This window comes from Shewanella sp. SP2S2-6, from assembly GCF_031931965.1.
GTDB classification, from domain to species: Bacteria; Pseudomonadota; Gammaproteobacteria; order Enterobacterales; family Shewanellaceae; genus Shewanella; species Shewanella baltica.
In genome coordinates, this window is sequence record NZ_JAUOEQ010000030.1 from 32236 (window position 1) to 58714 (window position 26479).

The following is a 26479-nucleotide window of genomic DNA, read 5'->3' on the forward strand; positions in this document are numbered from 1 at the left end:
CGTTTTGTTTCTGCCCATAAAAACTGATTACAAATTTAGGACTTAATGCCACCAATAAATAGCAAGTTAAGCGCTCTACTCTATTGGCGACTTAATCCCATGTGGCGATGAGCGTAAATACTGTGGCGGCGCTTTCACAGTTGCACCGAGTGTTGCGGCTGCATGCCAAGGCCAATGTGGGTCATAGAGCATAGTGCGAGCAAGCGCGATAGCATCGGCCTGCCCTTGCACCAAAATCGTTTCCGCTTTATTAGCATCTGTGATTAATCCCACGGCAATCACAGGTATGTTTACCTCAGCTTTAATGGCTTCGGCAAAAGGTACTTGAAAGTGCTCAGCGACAGGGATTTGTTGCAGCGGACTTAGTCCACCAGTACTCACATGAATAAAATCACAACCTCTGATCTCTAATGCTTTTGCCAACACTAGGCTTTGGGATAAATCCCAACCACCAATCGGTTGCCGAAATCCGCACACCAAGTGCCATTTTAAGCGATATCACAGCCTTGTCCTTCCTTTTAATACAAGACGAGGCTGGCTTTATGATGCTGCACTGGCGAGACTATCTCGCGCGGATAAAATCGGTGTGGTAATTAACGGCCAATCAATGGCAAATTCTGCACTGTTCCAAGCGATAACACTTTCATCTTCAGGATCATAATATTGGGTACATTGATAAATAACTTCAGCATAATCGCTGAGAACATAAAAACCGTGAGCAAAGCCCGGTGGGATCCACATTTGCAGATGATTCTCTGCCGATAGCACTCGCCCAACCCATTTCCCATAGGTGGCTGAGTCGGCCCTTATATCGACGGCCACATCAAAAATGCTCCCTGCACAGACCCGCACTAACTTACCCTGCGGTTTACGCCGTTGAAAATGCAAGCCTCGCAGGACATTACGTTGCGATCGGCTGTGATTCTCCTGCACGAACACACATGACTCGAATCCCCGCTGTGCAAAGCAGGCATCAAAATAGGATTGCCTAAACGTCTCCATAAAGAAACCGCGTTCATCCCCAAAGACTTGCGGTTCAAACACCAACACTTCGGCTAACTCAGTTGCGCTACATTTCATCAAATACCTGCTTATCGAGTAATGCCTTAAATAGCGGCAAATCGTGGGGAGTGCAAATGATCAAGATGTCTCGAATATCAGCCTGCATCAGGGTGACAAGTGGATAATAAATCATAGGTTTATCGTAAATGGGCAGTAATTGCTTACAGACAACCTGCGTCATAGGATAAAGACGCGAGCCAGTACCGCCCGCCAGTAAAATGCCTTTTCTCATTGAAATATTTAAGATTGATAAGCTAGGTGAAGTGTCCAGATTGTAGCATATAAAAGACGACGAGCCGGAAGAACGGATGACAGGAGATGAGTCAGTCAATTAACGAAAATAATGGCGCAATAGCCGTTTGCATTCCAAGCACTAAAAGCCATTCAGCTTCAGTAAGATGAATGGATCCTCTATTCAATTAAGACAAAGCGCACATGCTGAACCTAACTCTCACCGATATACGCCCTTGCTACTGCTCGGGGATAAATATCTCAATACGTAACCCCTGATTAGGCGCAGAGAAGAGTGAAACATTACCATTAAGCTTTTGGGTGACCAGATTATAAATAATCGACATCCCTAACCCTGTGCCACCACTTTGGCGCGCAGTGGTGAAAAATGGCTCGAATGCTTTGGCTTTCACTTCATCGGACATGCCGATGCCATTGTCTTGATACGTCATCTTGATTCGTGATCCCTCCTTTTCAACCACAATATCAATTTGTTTATCTGCGGCGAAGTCATCGGGGAAAGCATGGCGAAAACTGTTAGCAACTAAATTGGTAAAGATCTGAGCGATCGCTCCTGGGTAAGAATCAATGAAAATATTGTCATCGAGTTCCACTTTTAAGGTGATGTTTTTCTTACGCATTAAAGGCTTTAACGAACTAAAAATTTGGAAAATATAATTCTTTAAATTAAAGTGCTCACGTTCCAATATCGATTGATCTGCGGCAGTACGTTTAAAGTTATGCACCAGTTCAGCAGCGCGGGAAAGATTACGCTCGATTAAACATAAACCGTCCTGCATTGTATTGATAAAGCTGACAAACTTATCTTCATCGAGATCGTTTTTCTCGAATGATCCTTTTAGTAGCGACAGCTCATCCAAGCAATGGGTCACGGATGTCACCGCGATACCCAGCGGCGTATTGACCTCATGGGCCACACCGGCGACTAAACTGCCTAAGGCGGCCATTTTTTCATTCTCAATTAAGTGCTTTTGGGTCGATTTTAGGGTTGATAAGGCCGTCTCGAGCTCCGTTGTTCGCAGTTCAACTTGATGCTCTAAATCGGCATTAATGAGTTTGAGCTGTTGCTGGTATTCGAGGATCTCTTTAGCACTCATGGCTCGGCCGAACAGATCGGCTAGTGCCGAAGCAAACGCCTTTTCATCCCGCGTCCATTCCCTCGCCTCACCTTGATGCTCAGAACAAATAATCCCCACCATTTTGCCGTGGTGACGAATGGGGCTATCTAGCATAGAGGTGATCTGATTCGGTTTCAGATAGGTTTCAACAAACTCTTTGGTGGCGGGATCGGTTTGGGCATTATTGGCGACAATAGTGCGCTCATTGTCGAGTAGGCTGAAATAATGGGGAAACTGCGCACGAGTGAGCACTAACGCCTCTTGCGGCTGTTGGTGGTCGAGTAAATAATAACAAGCGATAGTCTGATTATCCTGACCAAACAACCAAATGCCCGCCCGCGAGATATGTAATCCCTTACAGATTGAACTCACAATAAGTTGCGAGGCTTGAATGAGATCGCCCTCATCAATAACCTGAGATTTACTAACATCAAATAGGATTCGATCAAGCATTCGGGTCATAGCGGTTCATCCGGAATATGGATATGTAGGGAGGCAAACGCATCTAACAGTTTTAGGCTAGCTTCACACAATACGGGGTCAAACTGCTTACCCGATTGCGCCAAAATATACTCTCGCACCGCATCGACTGACCACGCCTCTTTGTAACTGCGCTTGGAAAGCAAGGCATCAATTACATCGACAATCGCCATGAGTCGGCCTTCAATGGGAATATCTTCCTTAGCAATTCCACGGGGATAACCTTGCCCATCCCAACGCTCATGGTGGGTATAAGCGATTCGGGCACCCATTTTGGCAATAATACGATTTGAGCCTGCGAGCAAGTTATAGCCTTTCTCAGCATGGGTTTGCATGATCGCCCATTCCTCGGCATCAAGCTTGCCTGGCTTATGTAAGATACTCTCAGGGATACCTATTTTACCTACATCGTGCAAAGGCGCGGCGTAACGAATCGTTTCGATAAAGTCGGCGTGCATGCCGATGGCAATCGCGAGCATTTCAGTCATGCGCGCAACCCGGCGTACATGGGCTCCGGTCTCTTTACTGCGCTGCTCAATGGCATCGCCTATGATTAAAATCAGCTCCCTTTGTGTTTGCTGTACATTTTCACGGCCCGACAAATTCTCGAAGGTTAAGCTCACATTCGCCGCAAATAACTCAAGAATACTGACTTGAAAATCCGTTAACTTAGTGTCGTGTTGCAAATATAAAATACTGGTGACATGGCCACTTAGCTCATAAAATCCAACGTAAATATTGTCACGAACGAGCGAAGTTCTTAGCGCAATGGCCTCAATAATATACTCACGTACATCCCCTGGTAGCGTCTCAACGCTGCCACCTTCGCAGTAACTGACCATATCGCCCGTGGCGGCCAGTAGGTTCATTTGGGTATCGAGGTAAAGGTCTTGATGGTAACTCGTGAGATACAGGGCTGAGCTTTCAAGATTGAGTAACTGCAGGGTCTGTTCGAGCACCGCACTGCCAAAATTATGCAATGTATGGCTTTTAAGCACAGAGGTAGAGGCGGCAATGACTTTCTCCATCCCCTTTTGGCTTTGCTCGATAATTTTAATATCGCGATAGGAACGCAGCGAAGTGTAGACACAAGACTTAAGCCGAGCCGCGGTAAGTTCTGTTTTGGCCTTGTAATCATTGATATCAAAATCCCGAATTACTTGTTCTTCTGGTGCCTGTCCCGGCTGACCTGTGCGTAAAATGATGCGGGTGCTGTGATTATTTAATTCAGTACGGATTTTTTGAACCAGTTCTAATCCGGCATGGTCGGTTTCCATGACCACATCAATAAAAGCCAATGCGATATCTGTTTCGGTTTGAAGTAACGCTAAGCCTTCCGCAGCGCTGTAACAGGAATAAAACTGTAATACCCGATTATCTAAGGTCAGATTTTTCAGAGCAAATCGAGTCACCTCATGGATCCCAGGCTCATCATCAATAATGGCAACTTTCCAAATGCCTTGTTTAGGCTTATGGGATGTATCCTCGATAACATCAGCACTTTTCTTAAATAACGCCACAGAACCACCGTCTACGATGAATAGTTAAGCTTTAGTATAGATTCAATCTCGAAAGTGACTAGTTTCAAAGGATAAATTATCATCTTATTGGTTACAGACTTTAGGCTAATCACTAACACTCTCGCCACGTGGAATACAAATACACAAAACTTAACCTATTGTTATAAATTAGGAATAGTCAAAGTTAGGCTCTGCCAACCTTGACGGGTATGATGAATACACTTAATCCATAACACCCTGAAATGCTATTGGAGCCACTATGAACAAATCACTATGTTACATCGCACTGCTGGCCTTATTTACCACGGCTTGCTCTGAAGCCCCAAAAGAAGAAACCGCAGTCGATACGACCCAGGTTCAAACAGAAGCCGCTAAAACCGTCCCTGTAGGCGATACCAGCCAAAATTCACTCGATTGGGCAGGCAGCTATGAAGGTGTGTTGCCATGCGCCAGTTGCGAAGGTATTCAAACCCTGATCACAATACAATCTGATAATAGCTTTGTTCAAGAAACGGTCTATTTGGGTAAAGATGAGAAGATTTTAAAACTGATGGGCAAAGCAGCGTGGGATGAGAAAGGCCAAAAAATCACTTTGGAAGATGGCACACAGTATCTGGTCGGTGAAAATCAGCTGATCATGTTAGATACTGAAGGCCAAAGAATTACTGGCGATCTGGCCGCTAATTATGTATTGAAAAAGAAACAATAGCAGAGTGTTTGTTTGAAGAGAGGCATCGCTATGCGATTATAAAATCGTGCAGTAACCCTCTAAAGATCAAATGTACTCCGCCAAATCAAGGAACGAATAGAAGGCTCAAGGATGAGCAAACGACATTGTTATTAAGCCACAGCGGAAAATACACAGACGAAGAAATGACTTTAGATAAACAAGCGCAACTGATCCGCTATCAAGATTGCCCATCAACGCCATGGAAAAATGGCGGTGGGAGCACAAAACAGCTACTTATTTCCCCCATCAATGCCGAACTTACTGAATTCGATTATCGGATCAGCATAGCAAGCATTAGCAGTAACGGACCCTTTTCATTATTTAATGGCATAGACAGACAACTGATCATCCTAGAAGGCGATGGTGTTGAACTCAGCATCGATAGCCATGAAGGGAAAAAACAGATAAATGACCTTGGTGCAGATGAAAGGATAGAGGGAGACACAGATACAACTAAGTATAAACAACTCACGCCTATAGACAGTGCATTCTGCTTTGCAGGCGAAACCTCAATAACAAGCAAATTATTAGGCAGTAATGTTATTGATTTCAATATTATGACCAAACGCGGTGCATTTAAAGCACATACTCAAAGGCTTAACTTTAATGGCATATTTATAGAAGAACATGCTGCAATTACAAACAACAATAAAAGTGAACACCACAACACAGCAGACGCTCCTATAGTCGACCTACTCTGCTGCTTAGATACAATGACATGGGAGCATAATGGAAAAGTTATCAAAATCATGCCCTATGACATGCTTATCACTAAACCAGGCGAAGATATAAAGTTAGCAACGACAACGCCAAGTCGATTACTTAGAGTCACCATTACGGACTGTAAACCATCAAGCAAATAAGTGGGCACTAACTTCCTCTAGTAAAGCACAAGTTCATTGTTCGACCCCAAGATTGCTCTGCTCATTAGTGTCTCCAATATTATAAATCCCGCCCACTTAGCCTTTAATTAAAAAGTAAAACAAACATAATCAGAATTACATCCGTGCACTGGCTAATCATTGCTATCCAGAGGTAAGTAATTCCCAAAAAATGCGTTAAGCACCATTAACAGGATCAGTTTTTCATAGCTATAAATAGCTTGGCAAGTTAGTCATCACTATCAGCAAGATTGCTGTAATAAAAACTAAATAAATTTATCCGTATATTAAAAAGCAAATGCAGCCCAAAGCTAAACCGATAAACCAGCGCCACATGTAATGAGTGTTCGGCGAATCTGTAAGCAAAGAGCAGAAAACAAAAAGCCAGAAAGTATACAACTTTCTGGCTTAAAAACTCAGAATATCAATCCCTGAATGGACACTAAGAGCCGTTAGGCTTCACAGAGTCAAGAACTAAGCAGCTCGGACCGCATCCGCAATATATTCTGCTTGAGTCTGCGTCATTATAGTATCAGTAGATTCGACCATGACCCGAATAAGCGGCTCTGTACCCGATTTACGCAACAGCACTCGCCCTTGGTCACCTAAGATCCCTTCGGCTTTAATCACGGCTTGCTGAACACTAGTCGTCGCTAAAATGCTATCAGCATCAGCATCAGCCGTGGCTAAACGCACATTAATTAACACTTGAGGAAGTTTAGTCATGCCAGCTTTAATCTCAGACAAACTCTTCTGGGACTCTAATACAGCCTTAAGTACCTGTAAGGATGCAACTATGCCATCACCAGTAGAGGCATGATTTAAACTCAAAATATGCCCTGAACCTTCACCGCCCAGTTGCCAACCCGTTTCTTTAAGCTGCTCGACAACATAGCGGTCGCCCACTTTAGCGCGAACAAAAGGGATATCCATCTGCTTAAGCGCAAGCTCTAAGCCAAGATTTGACATTAAGGTACCAACCACGCCACCTGTCATTTCTCCTTTGCTGTGTGCAGCCTGGGCAAGAATAAATAAAATCTCATCACCATCAACCACATGGCCATTGTGATCGACAAACATGACACGGTCAGCATCACCATCAAGCGCAATACCTAAATCAGCCTCATGTACCATAACCGCTGTTTGCAAACTGTCTAAATGCGTTGCCCCACAGTGATCATTAATATTCACGCCATTAGGTCTATCATTGATGCTAATCACTTCAGCACCGAGTTCACGATAAACATTGGGCGCGATATGATATGCGGCGCCATGAGCGCTATCGACAACAATCTTCAATCCCGCTAAAGATAAATGATTAGGGAATGTACCCTTACAGAACTCAATATAACGACCAGCAGCATCATCGATACGGCGCACTTTACCCAGCTTTTTAGAGGCAACACACTGCATTGCATTCTGGTTAAGCGCCTTTTCTAACAAGGCTTCTATTTCAAGTTCTTGGGCATCATTTAACTTAGTGCCAGAATTTGAAAAAAACTTAATCCCATTGTCGTAATAAGGATTGTGGGAGGCACTGATCACCACCCCAGCATCGGCTCGAAACGTCGATGCTAAATACGCCACCGCGGGTGTTGGCATAGGGCCAATCAAAGCTACATTAACTCCAGCCGCCGAAAAGCCCGCCTCCATTGCCGACTCAAGCATATAGCCACTACTGCGAGTATCTTTACCAATCAGTACTTCTTTAGTGCCCGTGGACGCGAGCACAGTACCCGCTGCCCAACCTAACTTCATCGCAAAATCAGGCGTAATTGGAAACTCACCGACCTTTCCACGCACACCGTCAGTACCAAAATACTTCCTAGACATACAAGTTCCTTAAATAAAAATACCGCGTAACTTGTAAAAAAATCAATATTAACAGCTACCATCCGCAATAGCTTATCTATTTTTTCGCGACAAGGAGTTATAAGTATAAAATAAGAAAAAATATAAACTTTTAAAAATTGATAAATTCAAATACTTACGATAAATAAGCCATTGCCAAAAGGCAGCTTTAAGTTTATTACCAGAAAGTGAATTAGGAGATAGTCGATATCGAGCTAGCGGCATTTGAACACAATAAGCGAACCTAGCCTTTGAAATGATTTTCAGCCACATAAAATAATCTTCATGACCAATTTTTTCCTGATAAAACTTCCCAAGATTGAATTGATTATAAATACCAGTCAAATTTCCAACCTTGTTACTTTTAAGCATATCAGATATAGAAATTAACTCAGAAAAAGTGCGAACACCTTTCCCTTTATCAAAGTTATCTTCAAAAATCATATAATTACTACAAACTACATCGTAACCAATTTCCAGAAACTTAATTTGCATCTCAAGCTTTTCAGGCATCCAAATATCATCACTATCAAGAAATGCTAAATATTTTTCATTAGATAACTCTATTCCCACATTACGCGTCATTGCAACGCCTGCATTTTTAGATTGACGCTTATAAATGATTCTTGAGTCTAAAAAAGACAGCACGATTTCACGGGTATTATCAGTGGAGGCATCATCTATGATGTAAAGATTCCAATTACTATGGCTTTGAGCCAAAACAGATTCAATGCTACTTTTTATACAACTTCCAGCATTATAAGCTGGCATAATAATCCCAACACTATTATCCAAAACAACCTCGAAAAATCAACCAAAAATTCACAGCATGACATTAAAAAAGATAAGTATTATAACTAAATTCTGCGATAGGAAAAAAAATCACTTTGATTACATAAGGCAGAATAATAAATCCTGCCCAAAAGGCAAAATAAAACCTATTTCTGCAGAGCCAGAACTTATGTAATACTAAAGAGATAGGAACAAGATAAAAAAATACAAAAAAATAATTTATTCGCGATAAAAAATCAAAACTCAACATCAATAAATATACATTGGAAATTAAACACCACATACCGACTAATACAGATTGAAAATCCGTAAAAATAATGCTGCGCTTCCTCACTAAATAAAATAAAACAAAATGTAATGGTACGTAATATACTTTTGAAAGTATATTTAAAAAACTAACAGATGGAGCACCACCAAAAAAATAAAAGGAGTAATTTGGTGCTATTGTGTCAATCAATAACTTTAATACTAAATCGAGGGGGGCAAAAAAAAATAAAAGAAAAGAAAAAGTATAAACAAAAAAAAGATTTTTAGAAATTAATATATAAAAACGCCTCGGTAACAATAAGAACACCAAAACAATTAATGCAGATGCATGAAACAAAGATGCTAGAAGACAAATACATACCCCTAAGATTTGCTTTTTATCCGCATAAAAGATAAATGATATTGCAAATAAATACATAGCAAATGAAGCTCTAATCAAATTCATTTGAGTATGCATCAAATTTGTAACACAGAAAAATGTTAAAAAAAGGATTGAAAAAGATGCCAGACCTTTTTTTTTCAAATAATAAATAGTGAAAAAAATTAATACAGACTGAATAAAAACAATAATCATTATATATGTTTCAAAACTAGCAAATGAGCTCACAAACAACGTAAAATAATAAAAAGCAAATTCATTTTTCTTAAAAATATATAGAAGCTGACTATGATCATAGAATATATTCATGTAACTAAAATAGTCAGTACCAACACCGTACTGAACTGATGGCAAAAAATAAATGCACAATACAAACATAAAGCCAATTAAAATTTTAACTAGGCTAGTGCTTTTCATATCTAATATATAGCAAAAAAACAAAGATATAGAATTAAATAAAATATATAACATTAACTAGCCTATTAAAATTTATAAATCATTTTTGAGATAAGTAATCTCTTTCTAATTCAATTTTACTATAACTAAGATCGACCGGGTGAGAAAACATTTTAGCAAAATAAAAATTTTTAATACCTGTTTTAGAAGAAATATAAGACCAATCATCAGCCATATAAGGAAACTCCTCCATCAACATTAATATTTTTTCAGCTACCTCCTTACTTATTAAATAACAACAGGTACGATACAACCATCTCTTTGTACCAAATCTGACTTTACATACTACATCTGAATAATTTGATAAAACAACCCGAGAGAAACTTTTCAAACCATCCTGACCACCTAAAATAAAAATACCATCTCTAGGCAACAGAGGGACTTGTTCATAAAAATAACTTAAGTCGCCACAAACACTTACATCATCTTCCAAAACCAATAACCATTCATCAGTCGAATTAATAAAATCATAAAGTGCCTTTTTATGACTTAAAAAACATCCTAACTCTGACGGTGAAAGTAATGTTCTTCCAAAAAGTTTAGACGTGTTGCATTTACTAGACATAAAATATTCAATAGCAGTAAGTCTTTTTCCATTAACAGCACTTACAACATTGCAGTTTAATTTATAATTTGAAATTTGAGACACGAGTTTCAAGCATCTCTCTTTATCCTCTTCTAAAGAAATAATTGATATTCTAATTTTACACTCAGACATATGGCAACCTATAAGTCGACTTAACGATAAAAAGATGATAACTTTTTAACAAAAAGTGAAATACTAAAACGAGAGAAAGAAATAATAAAAAAAATCAAACCCAAAATATAATTATTAGGGAGAGTGAATAAATTTTTACTCAACGCCAACACATCTTCGAAACGATATGAAAAACCACGCCCGTAAGATCTTTCTACATATGAAAAACATGGACTTCTTACTGAAATAGACTTAGCAACTAAAGCTAAAGAAACTTTAAGTGGTATATCTTCCGCCCAAGCTAAACTCCAAACTTTGTAGACATTTTTAATGAAAGTCGTTCTGTAAACAGTATTTGACTGATTCCAACCACTACTAGCTCTGATTGATAAAGATAATATTTCAATGCAAGCACGATAAAATGATGAGTTAAAATGTGAAGACTTGATATAATTTGAATCTGAGGTATTAAATAACGTCGGCTCATTCATATCTTCAGGATTCAAAACTGTACTTTTAAAAGTAATTAAATCTATAGTTTTATTCTCTGAAAATAATCTCGCGCAAATTTCAAAAATTTGAGGTGATACAAGATCATCACAATCAACAAACATTGATAATTGAGTTTTAGATAAACATAATCCTTCAAAACGTGCCTTCGATGGACCTGAGTTATCAATAAATTTATAGTGAACCCCAAAATCAGAACATATTTTCTCATTATTTTTGGCATGCACAAAATCAGAACCATCATCTATTACAATTACATTAATTGAGTCACTTTTTGATAAAGAGCATAAAAGTCGACTTAATTTTGACGGTCGATTGTAAGTTGGAATTATTACTGAAAGAAATTTCATTGTTCTACTCAAGTCGACAGTTAAAAACGATAACTAAAAATTGATACTATTTCAAAACAGATATAAATGGATTGGGTTTCAACCAACAATCATAATAAGTTGAATTTTTACCATATGAATTATCATATAAAAAAACTTCTTTACCTAATAAAGAAGCGAATATTACTCCATGCAATCTATCAGTATAAACTATATCATACTGATTAAAAAAACTGGCAGACTTAAAAAAAACGGAGCGACTTAAAGACTCCCAAAGCATATTTGACTTATTTTGAGTAATGAATATAAGTAGATCATAAAGTCGTTTTAATATAAAGTCTTGAACAGTTATGATATCCTGCCAATCAAAAGTTTTTTTGTCTATTTCTCTTTTTATATGTCCGTTACCTTCAATATCAACACGAACAAGGTTTAATTTTTTCTTTGGAAATATATTTGATGGACCAGCCTCTGTTACATCTACAAGAGGATGTAAACTATGTGCCATATCAGGCATCAACTTTACGAAATTAGAAAATTTTTCAGCAATTTTAAAGCTCTTTTTATCTCGTACAAAAAAATGAAAATTTGAATGTTTAGAGAAAATTTTTGCACTCCTTTCTTCTCTTTCCTCGCTGTTAAAATAAATTGTCTGCGGTAAACAAACTATTACTTTATTCTCAAATCGTTGTATAATTTCTTCACGAAGAGATTGATGGCAACCAGAATCATATAGATCACCAAAGTTACCGCCACCGTGCATTAAAATTACGTCAGCATCTTTCAATTTACTCCAGCGAACGTGCTTTGCATCAGACCTATATATGACATTTATTGCATTATTTTTAAAGAACTCTTCAGTTCCTAGATATATCAAAAGATCCCCCACATTAAAATGTATAGGAATATCTACATATGCAACTTTTTTATCAACTAATAAATCAGCTATTACTTGATGGCAATTTTTTAAAGATTGCATTGTGTTGAACCATTGATTATTAAGTTCCATATAAGCCTTCTAACATTTGACAAGATGTGTAATTAAATATATTTCCTAGCTATCTTTCTAGAAAAAAGTAATGATATAAATAAAACAATACAAGATGGATATAGAAGTAAAGAATATCCAAAACTGTTAAAATAATAAAATGTTAAGGGAACCATAATACTATGAAACAATGAAACATAGACAAATGGTTCAACTTTAAAGCATCGAATATAGTTATTGTTTGATGTTAGAAGAAGTAAAATTAGAAAAAAAATAAATATACTTATCATAGAATTGACATCAACTGTTTTATCAAATAAATAAAAACTAGGGAAGTATATGTACACAATAATATAAAATATGTAACCTAAAATAAGAAATAATATTGAAAATAAATAGTAATTTTCATATATTTTCTTTGCTACATTTTTTTCGCCTGTTGCTAATTTATTAGCTATAACTGTTGTTTGAGCCTGCAAAATAGATTCCGCCATTCCAAAACCTGCTCTTGCTAAACTAATTGAAAAAATTAATTTACCGGCAAACTCGGCATCGAATATTTTAAAAGAAACTAAATTAAAGCCATTCCAAAATAAAACTCCACACCCCCACACTATGGCAACTTTTGAAAATAGCGGCCATAGCTGAATAAAAATCTCTTTAAAATTGCTTGTGCCAATAACAGTTTTCATTGAAAAATGAAGCTTAATTAAGTGGGGTAAAATACTTAAAAAAAGAAAAATATTACTTACAAGTAAACTCAAAGCTATTGTAAATAAAGAGAAATCATTTAGCAAAAAAAAACAAATGCAAATGCTATTTACTAATGCTGATAAAGTCTGAGCCCTATAAATTACAATCTGCTTTTGAATTGCTTCCAACACAATTAAAAAAGGCAATTGGAAAGTAGTAAAACTTATAACTATAACTAATAATACCCACGGAAGTTTCCACTCTACAGGTCCAGAATATTGAGCATAAAAATAAAAGCCAAGTGGACCTACAAAAAATAAAACAAACAATGAAACAACGGAGAACCACTTAAGTCCGAAAATAATATAATTTTTTATTTCTAACTTTGATTTATCACTCCAAGAACCTTCATTTTCATGGTATGCATGCGCAATAAACTGCTTTAATGTATGCCCTAGACCTAGTTCGGCCAGTTGCTGTATAGAAATCAGACTAAAAAAAGTATAATAAAAACCTATCTCTTCTGATGATAAGTATTTAGAAATAAAAAGCAAAGTAACTGGCCCAGAAAGTAACTTAACTCCTCTGGAAGCGGCCGCATAAAATGAAATCTCTTTAAAGCTCATCGTATTTTAAAATACCTAAACGTAAATTACACTTACTAAAAATATTGATATTTGCAATCACATTACCTTCCCATTCCAAATAAAACAACTTTAACAGTCTTAAGCAGAATTTTTATATCTAATAAAGTACTGTGATGTTTAATATAGTAAATATCATATTTATGTTTCCATACCGCATCCTCAACCGAGGCGCCATAGGGATAACTGACTTGTGCTAACCCTGTAACTCCTGGTTTAACCGCATGGCGGAAACGATAATAGGGAATTTCTTTTTCTAACTCAGCGATAAAGACTTCACGCTCGGGTCTTGGACCGACAATCGACATTTCGCCTTTTAGAATGTTAATAATTTGCGGTAATTCATCGATACGGGTTTTACGTATAAAGTTACCCACTTTTGTTACACGCGCATCATTCTGACTTGCCCATTGCGCACCTGATTTTTCTGCATCGTTACGCATGGAACGAAATTTTATCACTTCAAATTCATCATTATATTGACCAGTACGGCGCTGCTTATAAAAAACCGGACCTGGACTCTCAAGTTTTATTGCCAGTGCAGTTAATAATCCTAACGGTATTGCAATAATACAAAGCAAAAGAGCGGCAAAAAGATCAATAATTCTCTTAGCGAGCTGCGTACGCTTTGTCGATAGAATAGAAAATGCTTTTTGATGTAAAAAATAACCACTATGGAGTAAACGCACTTCAGTGTAGCCTAGTCTTTCATCTAAATAACTGACCAGAGGTTCAACCCAAGCGCCAAGCTCAGTAGCCTTAACCAAAAACTGTCGTTGTTCTTTAGTTAAACGCGCACTTTCAAAGTGGCAAATTACTTTACAACTTAGATCAGTAATGCTGTAGTCATTAACGACCATATCAAATGAATAGTCATCAATAATTTCACCGATTTCTAATTCCCTATCTTTAGGGCAATAGACATAAATAACTTCCTGAGTGAGTACCTGTCGTTTTGACTTAAAACGTTTAATTACTGTTTTAATTGGTTGAAACTCTTCAGTATCTACCGTTTCATTTACACGTATATTCATACAATAAACCAATTGTTAGTAGGTTCTAGGTTCTAGGTTCTAGGTTCTAGGTTCTAGGTTCTAGGTTCTAGGTTCTAGTAGACTGAAAGCCATTCTAGTACCACACAATAAAATCCTAATCTTCTTTTCTTATAAAATGCCTTACCAATACAAACATCACACCTAACATCCCCCCAAAAATGGTGCCTAGTACACATATTAACGCGCGTTTAGGTTTAGCCTTTTCTTCGGGTGCAAATGCAGGGTCTATGGTTTTAAACACATATTCATCGCGTACTTCGGCAAACATTATAGTTTTGGCTTGCTCTTCGACTAGCTTATAAAGAATTGTCTTAATATCGGCAACATTGGTTAAGGCGATTTGTTTATTTAAAAACTCACTGCTGCGATTAGCTTCAGCTACATCGCGCTCTTTCATCACTTTATTAATATCTTCAATTAACCAAGTGACCCATTGCTCTGCAACCGTTGGGGATAAATGTTCTACGGATAGCGTCACCATTCCCGTTTCTTTATCACTATTTGCAGAAAAGATTTTGCTAAATTCTTTATAAGCTTCCTGCATTGAGGGCTCAGGTTTAAATGGTGGTTCTACATCGCGTACCCAAGTATTCGTCTCTGATATATATGTATCTTCATCATAGAGAACTTTATCTTGATCTCTATCCCACTTTTTGGCAGCCATTAAGACGGCGAGAATATTATGTTTTTGAATAAAATCACTGGTAAATTGACGGGATTTTAATACTTCAATAGCAAGTTGGGTTTTATCCGTCCCCCCTTTACCACCTAAATTCACTCCAGCAAGACTGGCTAAACCGCCAAATTGAGAGGCTAAGGCACTCAAGCCTCCACCTTGCTGTTCTGATGCAGGAGCTAGTAATGCCTCAGACTTATAGATATTGGGTTGCATTATAGCAAACACCACAGAACCAATGGCAAAAACGGCAGTAATGGCAATGATGAGCCATTTGCCTTGCCAGATGACGGAGAACAATTCGCGAAGATCGATTTCGTCGTCTTGCACTTGAGGAAATCTTGCGTCGGATTGGTATGTGTTTGGGTTTTGAGTAATTTGTGTGTTCATTGGTTCTTCAGGTTCTAGGCCCTAGGTGCTAGGCCCTAGGAAAGCTTAAAGATATTTAAAGAAAGTGTTAGGAAAAGCAGAGCGCTGCGCTTCTAGGGGCTAGCGCCGAGAGCGAAGCGTCCTAAGTGCTAGGTGCTAGGGCCTAGAGCGAGCTTGCGAACGTTCTAGCAGCAACGCTTTTTGCTGCGTCCTAGAGGCCGAAGGCCGTCCTAGTTTTTAAGTACTTTCATAATCTGCGGACTCTTCTCGGACACTGCCTTTTCGTATTTTTATCAAAGAAGCAATCATTGCTGAAATTTCTTTAGCCTCTTTGATAAGAGTCATTCCGTTTTGCTTGTCTATCACGCCAATTTCTATCGCAATATATATCTGAGTAATCAGTTCCCCAGATGAGCCTTTTGCAAAATAAAAAAATCTTGCGGACTCTGCATTCGACTCACGTTCCTCGCCTTATTCGATACATCCATGTACCTCACCTCTACGAGGCCGATGAAAAATCACATCGTTCAAAAGTTGCTCCTGCACTTTTGTCAGCAATGTTTGAGGGAATAGAAACTGCCGCTCTGGTCATCTGATCTCTGAGCCCATAATCTCGGCAATTTTTAAGTTCCTTATAAACATCACATGAAAGGCGACAAGCGCGTTTCCAAACATCCAGTTGTTCGAATCGCATTGAGGCGCCTTAAAAGCAGAAACTAGGACGCTGCACTTCTAGGGCCTAGGGCCCAAATCCTAGAGCCATGCAGTGGCGTACTAGCAGGCCGAAGGCCGTTCTAGCGCCGCTAATCCTTGATAGCAAAAATCAAAAATTACCGCGTATAACTGCTGGCGGATGACAACTTCTAGCAATGGTTCGTCCAGATTCAAATAATCATGCACCAACACATTACGCATGCCAATTATCTGACGCCAAGGCGCATTGCCTTTAAGTAAGCCTGCATTATTTAAAATATCAAAAGCTTGATAGGCCTCCAATATTGGACGTTGGTTTACTTGTTGCGCCCAATGTTTGGCAATACCAATTGCTGACTCAATGCTTATTTGCATTAAACGTTGTAAAGCCAAACGCTGATATTTATCAAGTGGTGCCTGCAAAAAGTGGTTACGCAGTTCTTCTAAATCACTTTGGCACTGCTGCACATGGACACGCATTGCCGCTAAATACCCGTCATGTTTTATGTTATCGCTCATGTATCACTCGATGCTGTAGTCTTTTACCTGCTGTAGATAGTCGGTTTCATATCGCGACATGATTTTACCCACACCTTGCAGCATTAAACCTCGCTCGCGGCAATACCAAAGGGTATTGGCTTGTAGGACTTCGATACCAAGCAGTATGGGTGCTTGCATAAGGTCAATCACCGACAATTGACCATCACGTAGCTGTAAACTTTGCTGCCAATCCAGTAAAAGCATCTCGGGGCGCATACGCCGAGCAAAAATATCTGGCTCAAAGGAGGTAAACTGCACAGCTAAATCTAAATCACTGTGCTCATGAGCCAATCCCTTAGCGTGCGAACCGTATAGCCAAAGCGCGTTTATTTGCTTATCTGCATCAGCCAATTTCAACAACTGCATCTTGCAACGGTTAAATTCTTGCTCAGTCATGGTACCTCCGTGGAAAAGCAGAGCGATTGCGAGAAGCAAGGGCGCTTCGCTGCCAGCAGCAGCGTTTTGTGCTGCGCGCTAGAAGTTGCGAAGCAACACCCTTACATCTTCGTTTTACAGCCCTGAGATTACCGATACAGCAATTGCAGTATTATAAATAATGCCGGTTATCTGTGACCATAAGGTTAGGTTATCTTTATATTCAGTATCTAGTGGTACAACTATGGTATCGCCTGGTTCCATGGCACTACCGCCATTAAACCAAAAAGATGATTCAGGCATTTGGACTGAGCCATCAGCTTTCAGTACATAAGAGCGTGATTCATCGGCACGTTTACGGGCGCCACCAGATAATGCTAAATATTGATCGAATGTTAGACCTTGTTTATATCTATGTGTGCTTGGGTGCTGTACTTGGCCCATGACTGACACGGTTTGATTAGTCGCAGGAATGTACAACGCATCCTCATCTTCAAGAATTAGGTTAGCACTATCGATACCCAGTTGGATTGCATTGATATCAACAACTAATCGACCCACCGTTTTGACATTCTCGAGCTCATTGAGCATTTGCTGTGAATCGTTATAGCCAATAGTTGGGGTATCTTTGGTCAACGCTTTCGCGGCAATCTCTCGGCGTAATTCATCAGCGAGTTTTGATAACTCAAGTTGCTCTTTATCTTTTACTGATTTACGTAAAAATACCGCACTGCGAGGAGCGGCATCACTCGTTAAGCCGCCTGCACGAGCAAGAACATCCTTTAAGCTTTCACCGCGTTGAATGCTATAGGTACCGGGGAACTTGACTTCCCCTTTAATGGTTACCCAACGAGTATCTTGCCAATCTGGAAGGGTGCGAACAGTTAGAATGTCGCGGCTTTGTAGCTTAATATTTGCAGATGGATCATTTTGCATTACGCGGTCTAAGCTTAGCTGCACATGCTCAACTGACACCCCATTTTGCTCAGAAACCTGTTGGCGTGTTAATTCCGCAGAGAGTGTATAAGCACCTTCCTCTAAACCACCGGCAGCGATAAGTAGCTCTTTAACATCTGCATTAATGGTGATGGGATATTGACCTGGGAAACGCACATTTCCATTAATACTGACCAACTTAGCAGCGTCGCCAAAACGGCTTTGTTCTCTAAGTTTTTGAATTATTGGCTTTAGCAACGCTTCGCGGTCTGCATAATCAAACACTATGATTGAATCACGCGGATTTAATTGAGGATTGTAGTGTGATTTAGGCTCACCTATTGCGCGTCCGAGGGCAATACGCTCAACTTGAATATCACCGCGCTGATTTATCTCACGTACTAGTAAGGCATAATCCAAATCAGCTGAAATAGTGAGGTCACCCCAAATTGAAGGAAGTAAATCCGCAACGGTCAGACCTTTCGTCCATTGATACTTACCAGGTCGAACGACAGCACCAGCGACAGTAATCGCATTATCGATACGACTTGAGGCCGATCTTACATTTAAAAGGTCACCATTTTTAACTAAGGTGTTTAAACCCGCATTTTCGGTTAAATCTACACTGATTACGGTTTTAACTGATTCGTTACTGAAACGTTCAACCGTACTCGCTTTAGGATAAGCGCCTGGGTTTAGACCACTCGCCATGCGAATAACATCGGCCATTGTTTCATTATTTTTGAGTTCATAAATAGCGGGACGACGAACCTCCCCCATCACACTCACCGAACCACCTGAAGATGGAATGAATACGACATCACCAGATTGTAAACGAATATCCCCAGAGGCATCCCCGCGAAGCAGAAGATCATATAAGTCTAAGTGGCCTACCGTTTTACCAGCACGCTTAATTTGAATATTGCGTAAACTACCAATTTGGTTCACGCCACCAGAGATAAATAGGGCTTGAGTAATTGTCGATAAACTTGAAACTGTGTAAGAGCCTGGTTGGAAAGCATCACCTGCAACGAAAATGCGGATTGAGCGTAATTCGCCCATAGTGATATTTGATTCAATGCCGATCATGCTTTGGCTAATCTTTTGCTGTAATAATTCGCGCACCTCAGCAAAACTCAAACCAACTAGCGATATAGGCCCTAAATTAGGAAACTGAATGGCACCATCACGGCCCACTGTTAATGTGTATTGGTTATTTTCTTTACCGAACAACTGAACATTCAGACTATCACCAGGACCAATCATATACTCAGCAGGTACAGGTACATCGCTAACTGGCGCAAATGTACTTGGTGAACCCGCAAAGAGATCGTAGCCAAAACGTTTGAGTTGATTTTCTTTCTTGTCTTCAATTGCCTCAACCGTAGATTCTGACTTAGTCGCTTGATTTAACTGATCGCTCTCTGATTGATCAACCACATTATTTTTCGCCGCGCGCGGAGTCACTACTGTAGGATTTTCAACAACTGTCGCTGTAGCACCAGCCCCAGTTATGATTGAAGGGTCAACACCATATTGGCGTGCTAATCTTTCTTGTTCAGACTTAGGTAATGCTTTGAACTGCTCGATCATCTGCGGAGATGGCGTAATGGCATTAGCCTGCGCGCCCATCAAAATCGCGGCACTTATGCCTAGTATGATGAATTTTTTGACTTGTCGTAGCACCAGATATCTCCGTTTATAAAAATTGGGGCAAAACTTATTTTTTAGAATTTAGATGTAGCACAATTTGTTCTACGTTTGAGCAGTAAACAGCTTGATGTCTTTACATAAACTGAAATACATAATGCCTTTCTGGCACGCTACCGATCCGCGTGGCGGCCGGAGGCCTTCGGAGTTCGCTTAACGAATGAAACTATTCATTCGATGCCCTTCAGGCACGCTACCGCCCATAGATTGCGGCTTCTATATTGCCCTTCGCGTCGCGAAAATTCATATTTTTCAAGCAATAAAGCTATAACATTCTTTGATATAAAGAATCGCATGGCTCTAATCCTTTAGTATTCCTAGCGAGTAACATCATCAAACTTGTGAGAAAACACGCCGAGCAATTTCTACTTTGGGTAAGCAAAAACAAATAGCTTAACTAGGCTAATTGTCGTCTTTGCCTCAATATCCACATTTAACACTTAGCTAGCCTCCACGATGGGCGACCAGATTATTAAAACATTATCACAACATTGAGTTTTACAAGTCTACTGTAAACTTTCAGTTTTAGCTGGTTAATTAACAAGCAAACACAAGGTGTTTGTTCAAATTTTGAACAACAATTTATTGCCAAACCAACCAACTATTTCAGACAACCTGTAACTCATTGATTTATAGATTTTTCAATGATTTTTATTTATTGTAGGCAAAAAGCAATAATCACTAAAATAGCTAATGTCTTACAAAAACTTCATCTTAAGTCTGACAATGAAGTGTGATCCAACTCGCTAAATACTAACCCGCTCAACAGTTTGTTCTGGCACTGTAACTGTCTTTATTTGTCCCATTATGTTGAATAGAACGTGACAACGCTTGTTCGGGCATTTTTCTTGGAAAATACCTTCTAAATCAACAAATGGTCCATCAGTAAAACGAATTTTTTCCCCAGTTTTTAGCTCTGGTACTTCGGCTAATACCGTTTGGGAAGGCGTTAATTCTTTCATGCGAATGGCATGGATAATTCTGTCGTCAATGGGCGTCATTTTTTCTTGACAATTAACGATTCGATTCACACCACGAGTAGAGTGGACCTGCCTAACACTTGTTTGGCTTGGGTCGAAATTGATGAATAAATAATTAGGGAATAATGGTACACGACAGACTTGTTTCCGCCCGCGTTGAGATTTCTCTTCAGAGACCATAGGTAAATACGTCTCTAAATTTTGAAGTGCTAAGTTCTGTTGTGCTCTCGCTTCACTACGAGGCTTACAATACAAAAGGTACCATGCCTTCATACGCTAATCTCACTACCCTATTTTAAGTGACGTCCATTCACGGGCGGCAATCATAGCAAAGATGCTTAAGTCGATGGAAGCAGTTTTTCGCCGTTCTCTGACATCTCGCTCGGTATACATACAATGCGCACTTAGATTAGCGAATTCACATCTAAAAGCACGGTAATACTACATTGCTGATAATGTCACCACTTGGTTTACCAAAATTGACTTTGGTTGCTTTTAAGGGGTATATAAGGTGGGATTTTAGCGAAAATACTCATTTCACAGCTAAAAATATTACTTTTATTATAAAAACGTAACAATAACCCATACGTAACTAGCGGTTATTCAACAATTAATGAATGCATTTGTATGAATTGATTGCTGATTAAACCTGCAGGCGATATGGGGACGAGCAACAACCATTTTTCTGTGGTGACATCATCCTGTTTCAGGGGCCCACAGGCAATCACGAGCTTAAGGTGGAATACTTCATGAGCGTAGCAAAACCACAAGGAACGATGCTTGGGCATCCTAAGGGATTGTTCCTGCTGTTTACAACAGAACTTTGGGAACGTTTTAGTTATTATGCAATGCGCGCCATTTTGGTGTTTTATTTAACAGATCAAGTAGCCAATCAAGGTGGAGGGTTAGGTTGGACATCCGCAGATGCTCTTCGACTATACGCATGGTTTACAGGACTTGTTTACCTCACGCCTCTTCTTGGCGGTTGGCTAGCAGATAACTTTTTAGGCCAACGCAAAGCTATTTACATTGGTGGTACCATGATGGCTGCTGGCCAGTTTTTGCTGGCAACTCCACATGCATGGATTTTAGGATTCGAGACAACTGTCTTCTACTGTGGTTTGGCAAGCTTGATATTAGGCAACGGCCTATTTAAACCTAATATATCTACAATGGTAGGTGACTTATATAATGAAGGAGACCACAGACGAGATGGTGCCTTTACTGTTTTTTATATGGGGATAAACGTTGGTGCAGCGCTTGCCGGTATTTTAGTCGCAGAAGCTTATGAAGGTTTTGGTAGTATTCAGCTATTAGACGGAAAAGAGGTCTTTGTCAAAAACTGGCAAGCAGGATTTGTGTGCGCTGGTATAGGTATGCTTCTTTCATTGGTTATTCAATTCTTTTTAGCACAGAAACTATTAGGTGATATTGGTAAAGAGCCAGCGGCAAAATTGGAACGTGAGTTAAACCAGCGACGGGGGCAAGTAAGAAGTGAGCCTCTTACCAAGGTCGAGCGAGATCGCATCAAAGTTATTATGATCATGGGCCTATTTACAATTATTTTCTGGGCTGGTTTTGAGCAAGCAGGTGGCCTAATGAACTTGTTCACAAACGAGTTTACAGACCGTATGATTGGTAGTTGGGAAGTGCCAACGACATATTTTCAGTCGCTCAATGCAATATTCATTGTGTTATTTGCCCCAGTTGTGGCTTCGATCTGGATAAGATTAGGTAATAATGAACCAAATTCGCCAGTAAAATTTGCGCTCGGTCTAGTTTTATTGGGAACAGGCTTCCTATTTATGATTGGTGCAGTCCTCGAGATGGGCGGTGATGCATCAGCCAAATCAAGTATGTGGTGGTTAGTGGGCGCTTATTTCTTCCATACTATGGGTGAACTTTGCTTATCCCCAATTGGCTTATCTATGGTGACTAAACTGGCTCCACTGAGAATGATCTCACTCTTAATGGGCGCTTGGTTTACATTCATTTTTATTGCAAATTTAACGGCTGGGTACATAGGTTCATTCATCGGCCATGGCGGAGAAAAAGAAGAACAACTGGCCAATGCAATGGCGATTTTCTCTGGTATTGCCATCACAGCAGCTCTCTCAGGCATTATTCTGTATTTTATGGCTGATAAATTAGTGGATTGGATGCATGGCGCTGAAACTAAGCATCATACTGAAGCCGAAGCCTTAGAAGACGAAATAGCCGTTACCGCTGAGCATGAAGCAATAAAACGCTAATAAGCTCTGCGACTGTAAAAAAAAGCCTTACTAGCATTAGTAAGGCGTTTTTTTATGTCGAATTTGGACTGAATACTGATTTCATTTAAGACGAACTAGAGGCTCAACTGTAGGAAGCCACCTTCGGGGATTGTGGCATCGTAAACCAACCCCTTAAATTTATTATCAAGCAAAGCCTGTTTATGTTCAGGCTCACTGGTCGCAATACACAACTGCTCTTGCGGTAAAATACTGCGGAACTGAATGCTCGGCTTACCCCAATCTAATACGCCCAGCTGTAGGCTCTCTGAAAGCGCTAGCGGGCTTAATCCCTCGTCATTACGCAGATAACAACGCAGTCCCTTCCCAGCCTGTGCGATAGCAGCACGGTACTTAGTTAGCTCAATGGAGACATAAATCATATCCGCTTTGATATCGAGTCCCGATTTAACTAGACGCTCGTTCAAATAGCTCATCATATTGAATGGTTCAATAATGCTTTGGCTTTGGCCATTTCGAAAATCTTTAAGCTTCTGATTAACAAAACTTCTCAGCAGAACACAGGCAAAAGCGGCTCTATTATCTTCGGGATATAAATGCGCCATATACATGATCAAGTGATCAGTGCCGACCATTGCTGAATCAATAAAGTAACTGCTAATGTCACTGTTTTTATACAAACTGTAGTCAACTTTGGCGGCAGGGTAACTGATGTTTGAAGCGGGGAATAATTGTTGCTGCACTTGCTTGGCTGCGGCAACACTTTGCTCGAGCAAAGCGAGGTTGTCGCTTAACTCTTGATGAGATAGGGCTTCAAAATCCGCGGCTTGGGTATCATCAATGTAGGAATTATGTAGGCTTTGCTTAATGGCTTGTTCGATGATGAATAAATCGGATACTGGCTTAACGAGATAATCACTGGCGCCAATCCTTAGGGCTTCAACAACGTCAGCCATGACATTATTACCTGAGATCACAACTGAAGGAACCAGTGGCGCTAACCTTGTCATTTCCTTAAGCATATCAAGCCCACCAAGCTTAGGCATGCTTAAGTCTGCAAGAACAACATCAAAGTGCTGCGATTTGAAAAATGATAATCCTTCTTCACCGTCACAGGCTTGTGTAACTTGCGCGCCTCTACTATCAAGAAAGCTTGCAACAATCTGCCTAAACACAGGATCATCTTCAACTAAAAGAACCGCAACACCATTTAACGCCATAAAAGTTCCTGAATAGAATTCATCGCATTGCCATTACTCAAGTGAACATACCGATAACGTTATTCGATAAGGCGAACACTTGCATACTAAAGACAAATGCTGTCAAGTACGGCCTATTGGTTACTCTAGTTCTTGCATATACTGTTCGAGTAACTCATCATCATCTTGTTTTTGAGGAACATTACCATCATAGACTTTATAGTCCATGTGTTGTAAATACGCATCTTTGACAAAGGCATAGGGATCGAGTGCATTATCAACGAGTCGCTCTTGATCGATCGCAGATGCTCTGGAGTGAAGATTTTTAAGTCCCCATTTAACAATGGTTTGCCACATTGTTAGCTCAGACAAGGGAAAGTATAGACCATCAACCCAATCAGACGCGAGTTCTCGCACGACATAAGGACCCGCAAACGGTGCCATGAAATAAGGTCCATTGGGTACGCCATAATAACCAAGCACTTCGTTAAACTCATCTTGCTTACGGCTCATGCCCATCATATCTGCGACGTCAATGACACCTAATAGACCAACAGTTGTGTTAATCGTAAAGCGTCCACCCGCATTCGCCGCCCAGCCCCACTTTCCCTGCAGCACGTTGTTTACTAAGCTACTCGGTTCTTCTAAATTCTGTACAAAATTATTGATGCCCGTTTTAGCAGGCATAGGAACGTAATCGTTGTAACCATGGGCAACTGGGCGATATAAATATCTATCTAAATAGAGATAGTTAAAATCCCACATCGCACGGTTAAAGCCTTCGAACGGATCTCGGGGATCATCATAGGTGATTTGTACCTTAGCAGGTGTTTCCTGCTGAATGGTATCTGATACGGGTACTTCAGCCGCTTGCACTTTAGGCAACAGCAATAACCCCAAAGATAATCCCATCCATTTTAACTTCATATCGCTCTCTTAATATAAATGTACAGCTTAGGCAGCAAGTTTTCGCTAAAGTGACAATACAAAAATGACGATATATAGATAATTCGTCTTAGTGGCATACTATCCAGTATGACAGTTCCGTTGTCACAAGGCGCATAAGCATACTTGGCAAAAAAAATTGGTCAATTGTTAATTTTACAAAACGAATGTATCGCCGAATAAACTATATAAGGTCTATAAATGGAGTCGATTCCACTTGTTAGCAGTCAAAACCCGCAGTTACATACTGCGACAGCCCAAGCTGATGCTCTCAATGCTTCTCCGCGCCCTATTCCAGCTCAGGTGCAAATCTCGCCTGAAGGAGATAGTATTATTCTAAACGGTACAGAATATAATTTAAAGCTTGTTAATGCTCAGCAGCGGCAAATATTATTGACAGCTAATACTTTTCTAGTCACGCCTATTACGCAAAACACGCCACCAACAACCGCAGCGACTCAAAATCCCATCAGCCAACTGCTTGCTCTAGCCACGCCTATTGCGCTGAAAGTTCCAGAGGCTGTTATCAATTTGGCGCAACAAAATGGCATATCTCAGGCGCAGCTTTCGGCTCTTGCGGCTCGAACTCAAGGCTACCCATTACCAAACGTCACCATTATTAACAAAGCGTTTCAATTTGCTAATGGCACTGTTGTAGCACAAGATTCTGGACCTCAGCTGAATCAAGGAGAATTCTTAGCAAAAATAACCTTTCAGCAAGGGCGACCTATTTTATTACTCACCCCAATCCAGAGCAAACTCGAAATCGTTATTGGGGCGCCAGTAAATGAAACTCAGGTTCCCACAAATAAATTGTCTTCTGACATTGTGATCGCCAAAGTTGAACCGGTTCAGATCATCGCTTCCTTTTTAAAAAAACTTGAAGCTATCGTTTCTTTACCTGAGCCAACAAAACAAACTGCCACGACAAAGGTAGATACACCGGCAACTATGTTAAGCGGTAGCACTACTCAACCAGAAAAGTTAGATATGAGTACAGAAGGCGTCAAAAACAAAACAGCAAACGATGCTGGCATACCGCTTTCGAATACCAGTAAAGGGCCTTTCACGAACCTTAACAGCTCATCGGGCTCTTCAAGTTCGCTAAATTCACAGACGCA

Annotated in this window: 21 protein-coding genes and 4 pseudogenes; 4 read left to right on the forward strand and 21 right to left on the reverse strand. The window is 39.9% G+C overall.

Going from position 1 to position 26479, the window contains the following annotated elements:
- Positions 1–75: 75 nt before the first annotated feature.
- The 5 genes and pseudogenes from Q4Q57_RS17135 to Q4Q57_RS17155 form a co-directional block, all read right to left on the reverse strand.
- Positions 76–508, reverse strand: a pseudogene (locus Q4Q57_RS17135) (tRNA-dihydrouridine synthase); the annotation flags it as partial.
- 32 nt (positions 509–540) lie between these two features.
- Complete coding sequence (rfbC, locus tag Q4Q57_RS17140; RefSeq protein WP_311891499.1) at positions 541–1080, reverse strand: dTDP-4-dehydrorhamnose 3,5-epimerase; 540 nt, start codon at positions 1078–1080, stop codon at positions 541–543.
- 16 nt (positions 1081–1096) lie between these two features.
- Positions 1097–1294, reverse strand: a pseudogene (locus Q4Q57_RS17145) (sugar phosphate nucleotidyltransferase); the annotation flags it as partial.
- Between the two features lie 238 nt (positions 1295–1532).
- Complete coding sequence (locus Q4Q57_RS17150; protein WP_311891500.1) at positions 1533–2894, reverse strand: GAF domain-containing sensor histidine kinase; 1362 nt, start codon at positions 2892–2894, stop codon at positions 1533–1535.
- Complete coding sequence (locus Q4Q57_RS17155; RefSeq protein ID WP_311891501.1) at positions 2891–4432, reverse strand: DUF3369 domain-containing protein; 1542 nt, start codon at positions 4430–4432, stop codon at positions 2891–2893. Before Q4Q57_RS17155 ends, Q4Q57_RS17150 begins: the two co-directional genes overlap by 4 nt.
- Before the next feature lie 259 nt (positions 4433–4691).
- Between Q4Q57_RS17155 and Q4Q57_RS17160 the strand changes: the two genes are divergently transcribed.
- Positions 4692–5141 carry a copper resistance protein NlpE gene (locus tag Q4Q57_RS17160; protein ID WP_311891502.1) on the forward strand — a complete coding sequence of 150 codons (450 nt, stop codon included), beginning with the start codon at positions 4692–4694 and terminating at the stop codon, positions 5139–5141.
- Between the two features lie 164 nt (positions 5142–5305).
- Positions 5306–6025, forward strand: a complete 720-nt coding sequence (locus Q4Q57_RS17165; RefSeq protein ID WP_311891516.1) for a HutD family protein — start codon at positions 5306–5308, stop codon at positions 6023–6025.
- 492 nt (positions 6026–6517) lie between these two features.
- On the opposite strand, the gene glmM is transcribed toward Q4Q57_RS17165, so the two are convergent.
- The 14 genes and pseudogenes from glmM to rfaH form a co-directional block, all read right to left on the reverse strand.
- Positions 6518–7876, reverse strand: a complete 1359-nt coding sequence (gene glmM, locus Q4Q57_RS17170) for a phosphoglucosamine mutase (RefSeq protein WP_311891503.1) — start codon at positions 7874–7876, stop codon at positions 6518–6520.
- 72 nt (positions 7877–7948) lie between these two features.
- Positions 7949–8689, reverse strand: a complete 741-nt coding sequence (locus Q4Q57_RS17175) for a glycosyltransferase family 2 protein (protein ID WP_311891504.1) — start codon at positions 8687–8689, stop codon at positions 7949–7951.
- 40 nt (positions 8690–8729) lie between these two features.
- Positions 8730–9803 carry an EpsG family protein gene (locus Q4Q57_RS17180; RefSeq protein ID WP_311891505.1) on the reverse strand — a complete coding sequence of 358 codons (1074 nt, stop codon included), beginning with the start codon at positions 9801–9803 and terminating at the stop codon, positions 8730–8732.
- Between the two features lie 25 nt (positions 9804–9828).
- Positions 9829–10506 (reverse strand): glycosyltransferase family 25 protein, encoded by a 678-nt coding sequence (locus tag Q4Q57_RS17185; protein ID WP_311891506.1) that lies wholly within the window; start codon positions 10504–10506, stop codon positions 9829–9831.
- 20 nt (positions 10507–10526) lie between these two features.
- On the reverse strand, positions 10527–11345 hold the full coding sequence (locus Q4Q57_RS17190; protein WP_311891507.1) for a glycosyltransferase family A protein: 819 nt from the start codon (positions 11343–11345) through the stop codon (positions 10527–10529).
- A 46-nt stretch (positions 11346–11391) separates the two neighbouring features.
- Positions 11392–12333: a polysaccharide pyruvyl transferase family protein gene (locus tag Q4Q57_RS17195; RefSeq protein ID WP_311891508.1), complete on the reverse strand. Its 942-nt coding sequence runs from the start codon at positions 12331–12333 to the stop codon at positions 11392–11394.
- Positions 12334–12365: 32 nt separating this feature from the next.
- On the reverse strand, positions 12366–13631 hold the full coding sequence (locus tag Q4Q57_RS17200) for a hypothetical protein (protein WP_311891509.1): 1266 nt from the start codon (positions 13629–13631) through the stop codon (positions 12366–12368).
- 62 nt (positions 13632–13693) lie between these two features.
- A complete protein-coding gene (locus Q4Q57_RS17205) occupies positions 13694–14683 on the reverse strand; it encodes an exopolysaccharide biosynthesis polyprenyl glycosylphosphotransferase (protein ID WP_311891510.1) in 990 nt (329 codons plus the stop codon).
- Positions 14684–14798: 115 nt separating this feature from the next.
- A complete protein-coding gene (locus tag Q4Q57_RS17210) occupies positions 14799–15770 on the reverse strand; it encodes a Wzz/FepE/Etk N-terminal domain-containing protein (protein ID WP_311891511.1) in 972 nt (323 codons plus the stop codon).
- Between the two features lie 216 nt (positions 15771–15986).
- Positions 15987–16443, reverse strand: a pseudogene (locus Q4Q57_RS22120) (four helix bundle protein).
- An 80-nt stretch (positions 16444–16523) separates the two neighbouring features.
- Positions 16524–16961 carry a type VII toxin-antitoxin system HepT family RNase toxin gene (hepT, locus tag Q4Q57_RS17225; RefSeq protein ID WP_220777718.1) on the reverse strand — a complete coding sequence of 146 codons (438 nt, stop codon included), beginning with the start codon at positions 16959–16961 and terminating at the stop codon, positions 16524–16526.
- 3 nt (positions 16962–16964) lie between these two features.
- Positions 16965–17378, reverse strand: coding sequence for a type VII toxin-antitoxin system MntA family adenylyltransferase antitoxin (gene mntA / locus Q4Q57_RS17230; protein ID WP_311891513.1), 414 nt, complete (start codon positions 17376–17378; stop codon positions 16965–16967).
- Between the two features lie 114 nt (positions 17379–17492).
- On the reverse strand, positions 17493–19979 hold the full coding sequence (locus tag Q4Q57_RS17235; RefSeq protein ID WP_311891514.1) for an SLBB domain-containing protein: 2487 nt from the start codon (positions 19977–19979) through the stop codon (positions 17493–17495).
- Between the two features lie 770 nt (positions 19980–20749).
- Positions 20750–21256 carry a transcription/translation regulatory transformer protein RfaH gene (gene rfaH / locus Q4Q57_RS17240; protein ID WP_115334226.1) on the reverse strand — a complete coding sequence of 169 codons (507 nt, stop codon included), beginning with the start codon at positions 21254–21256 and terminating at the stop codon, positions 20750–20752.
- A 476-nt stretch (positions 21257–21732) separates the two neighbouring features.
- Between rfaH and Q4Q57_RS17245 the strand changes: the two genes are divergently transcribed.
- Positions 21733–23235 carry a peptide MFS transporter gene (locus Q4Q57_RS17245; RefSeq protein ID WP_311891515.1) on the forward strand — a complete coding sequence of 501 codons (1503 nt, stop codon included), beginning with the start codon at positions 21733–21735 and terminating at the stop codon, positions 23233–23235.
- Positions 23236–23330: 95 nt separating this feature from the next.
- Here the strand turns inward: Q4Q57_RS17245 and Q4Q57_RS17250 are convergent, their stop codons facing one another.
- Together Q4Q57_RS17250 and Q4Q57_RS17255 are read right to left on the reverse strand one after the other, a co-directional pair.
- The gene (locus Q4Q57_RS17250; protein WP_106651056.1) at positions 23331–24434 is read right to left on the reverse strand and encodes a response regulator; all 1104 of its coding nucleotides are present in this window, start codon (positions 24432–24434) and stop codon (positions 23331–23333) included.
- 120 nt (positions 24435–24554) lie between these two features.
- Positions 24555–25340: a VacJ family lipoprotein gene (locus Q4Q57_RS17255; protein WP_106651057.1), complete on the reverse strand. Its 786-nt coding sequence runs from the start codon at positions 25338–25340 to the stop codon at positions 24555–24557.
- Positions 25341–25559: 219 nt separating this feature from the next.
- Here Q4Q57_RS17255 and Q4Q57_RS17260 point away from each other — a divergent pair.
- Positions 25560–26479, forward strand: a pseudogene (locus tag Q4Q57_RS17260) (flagellar hook-length control protein FliK); the annotation flags it as partial.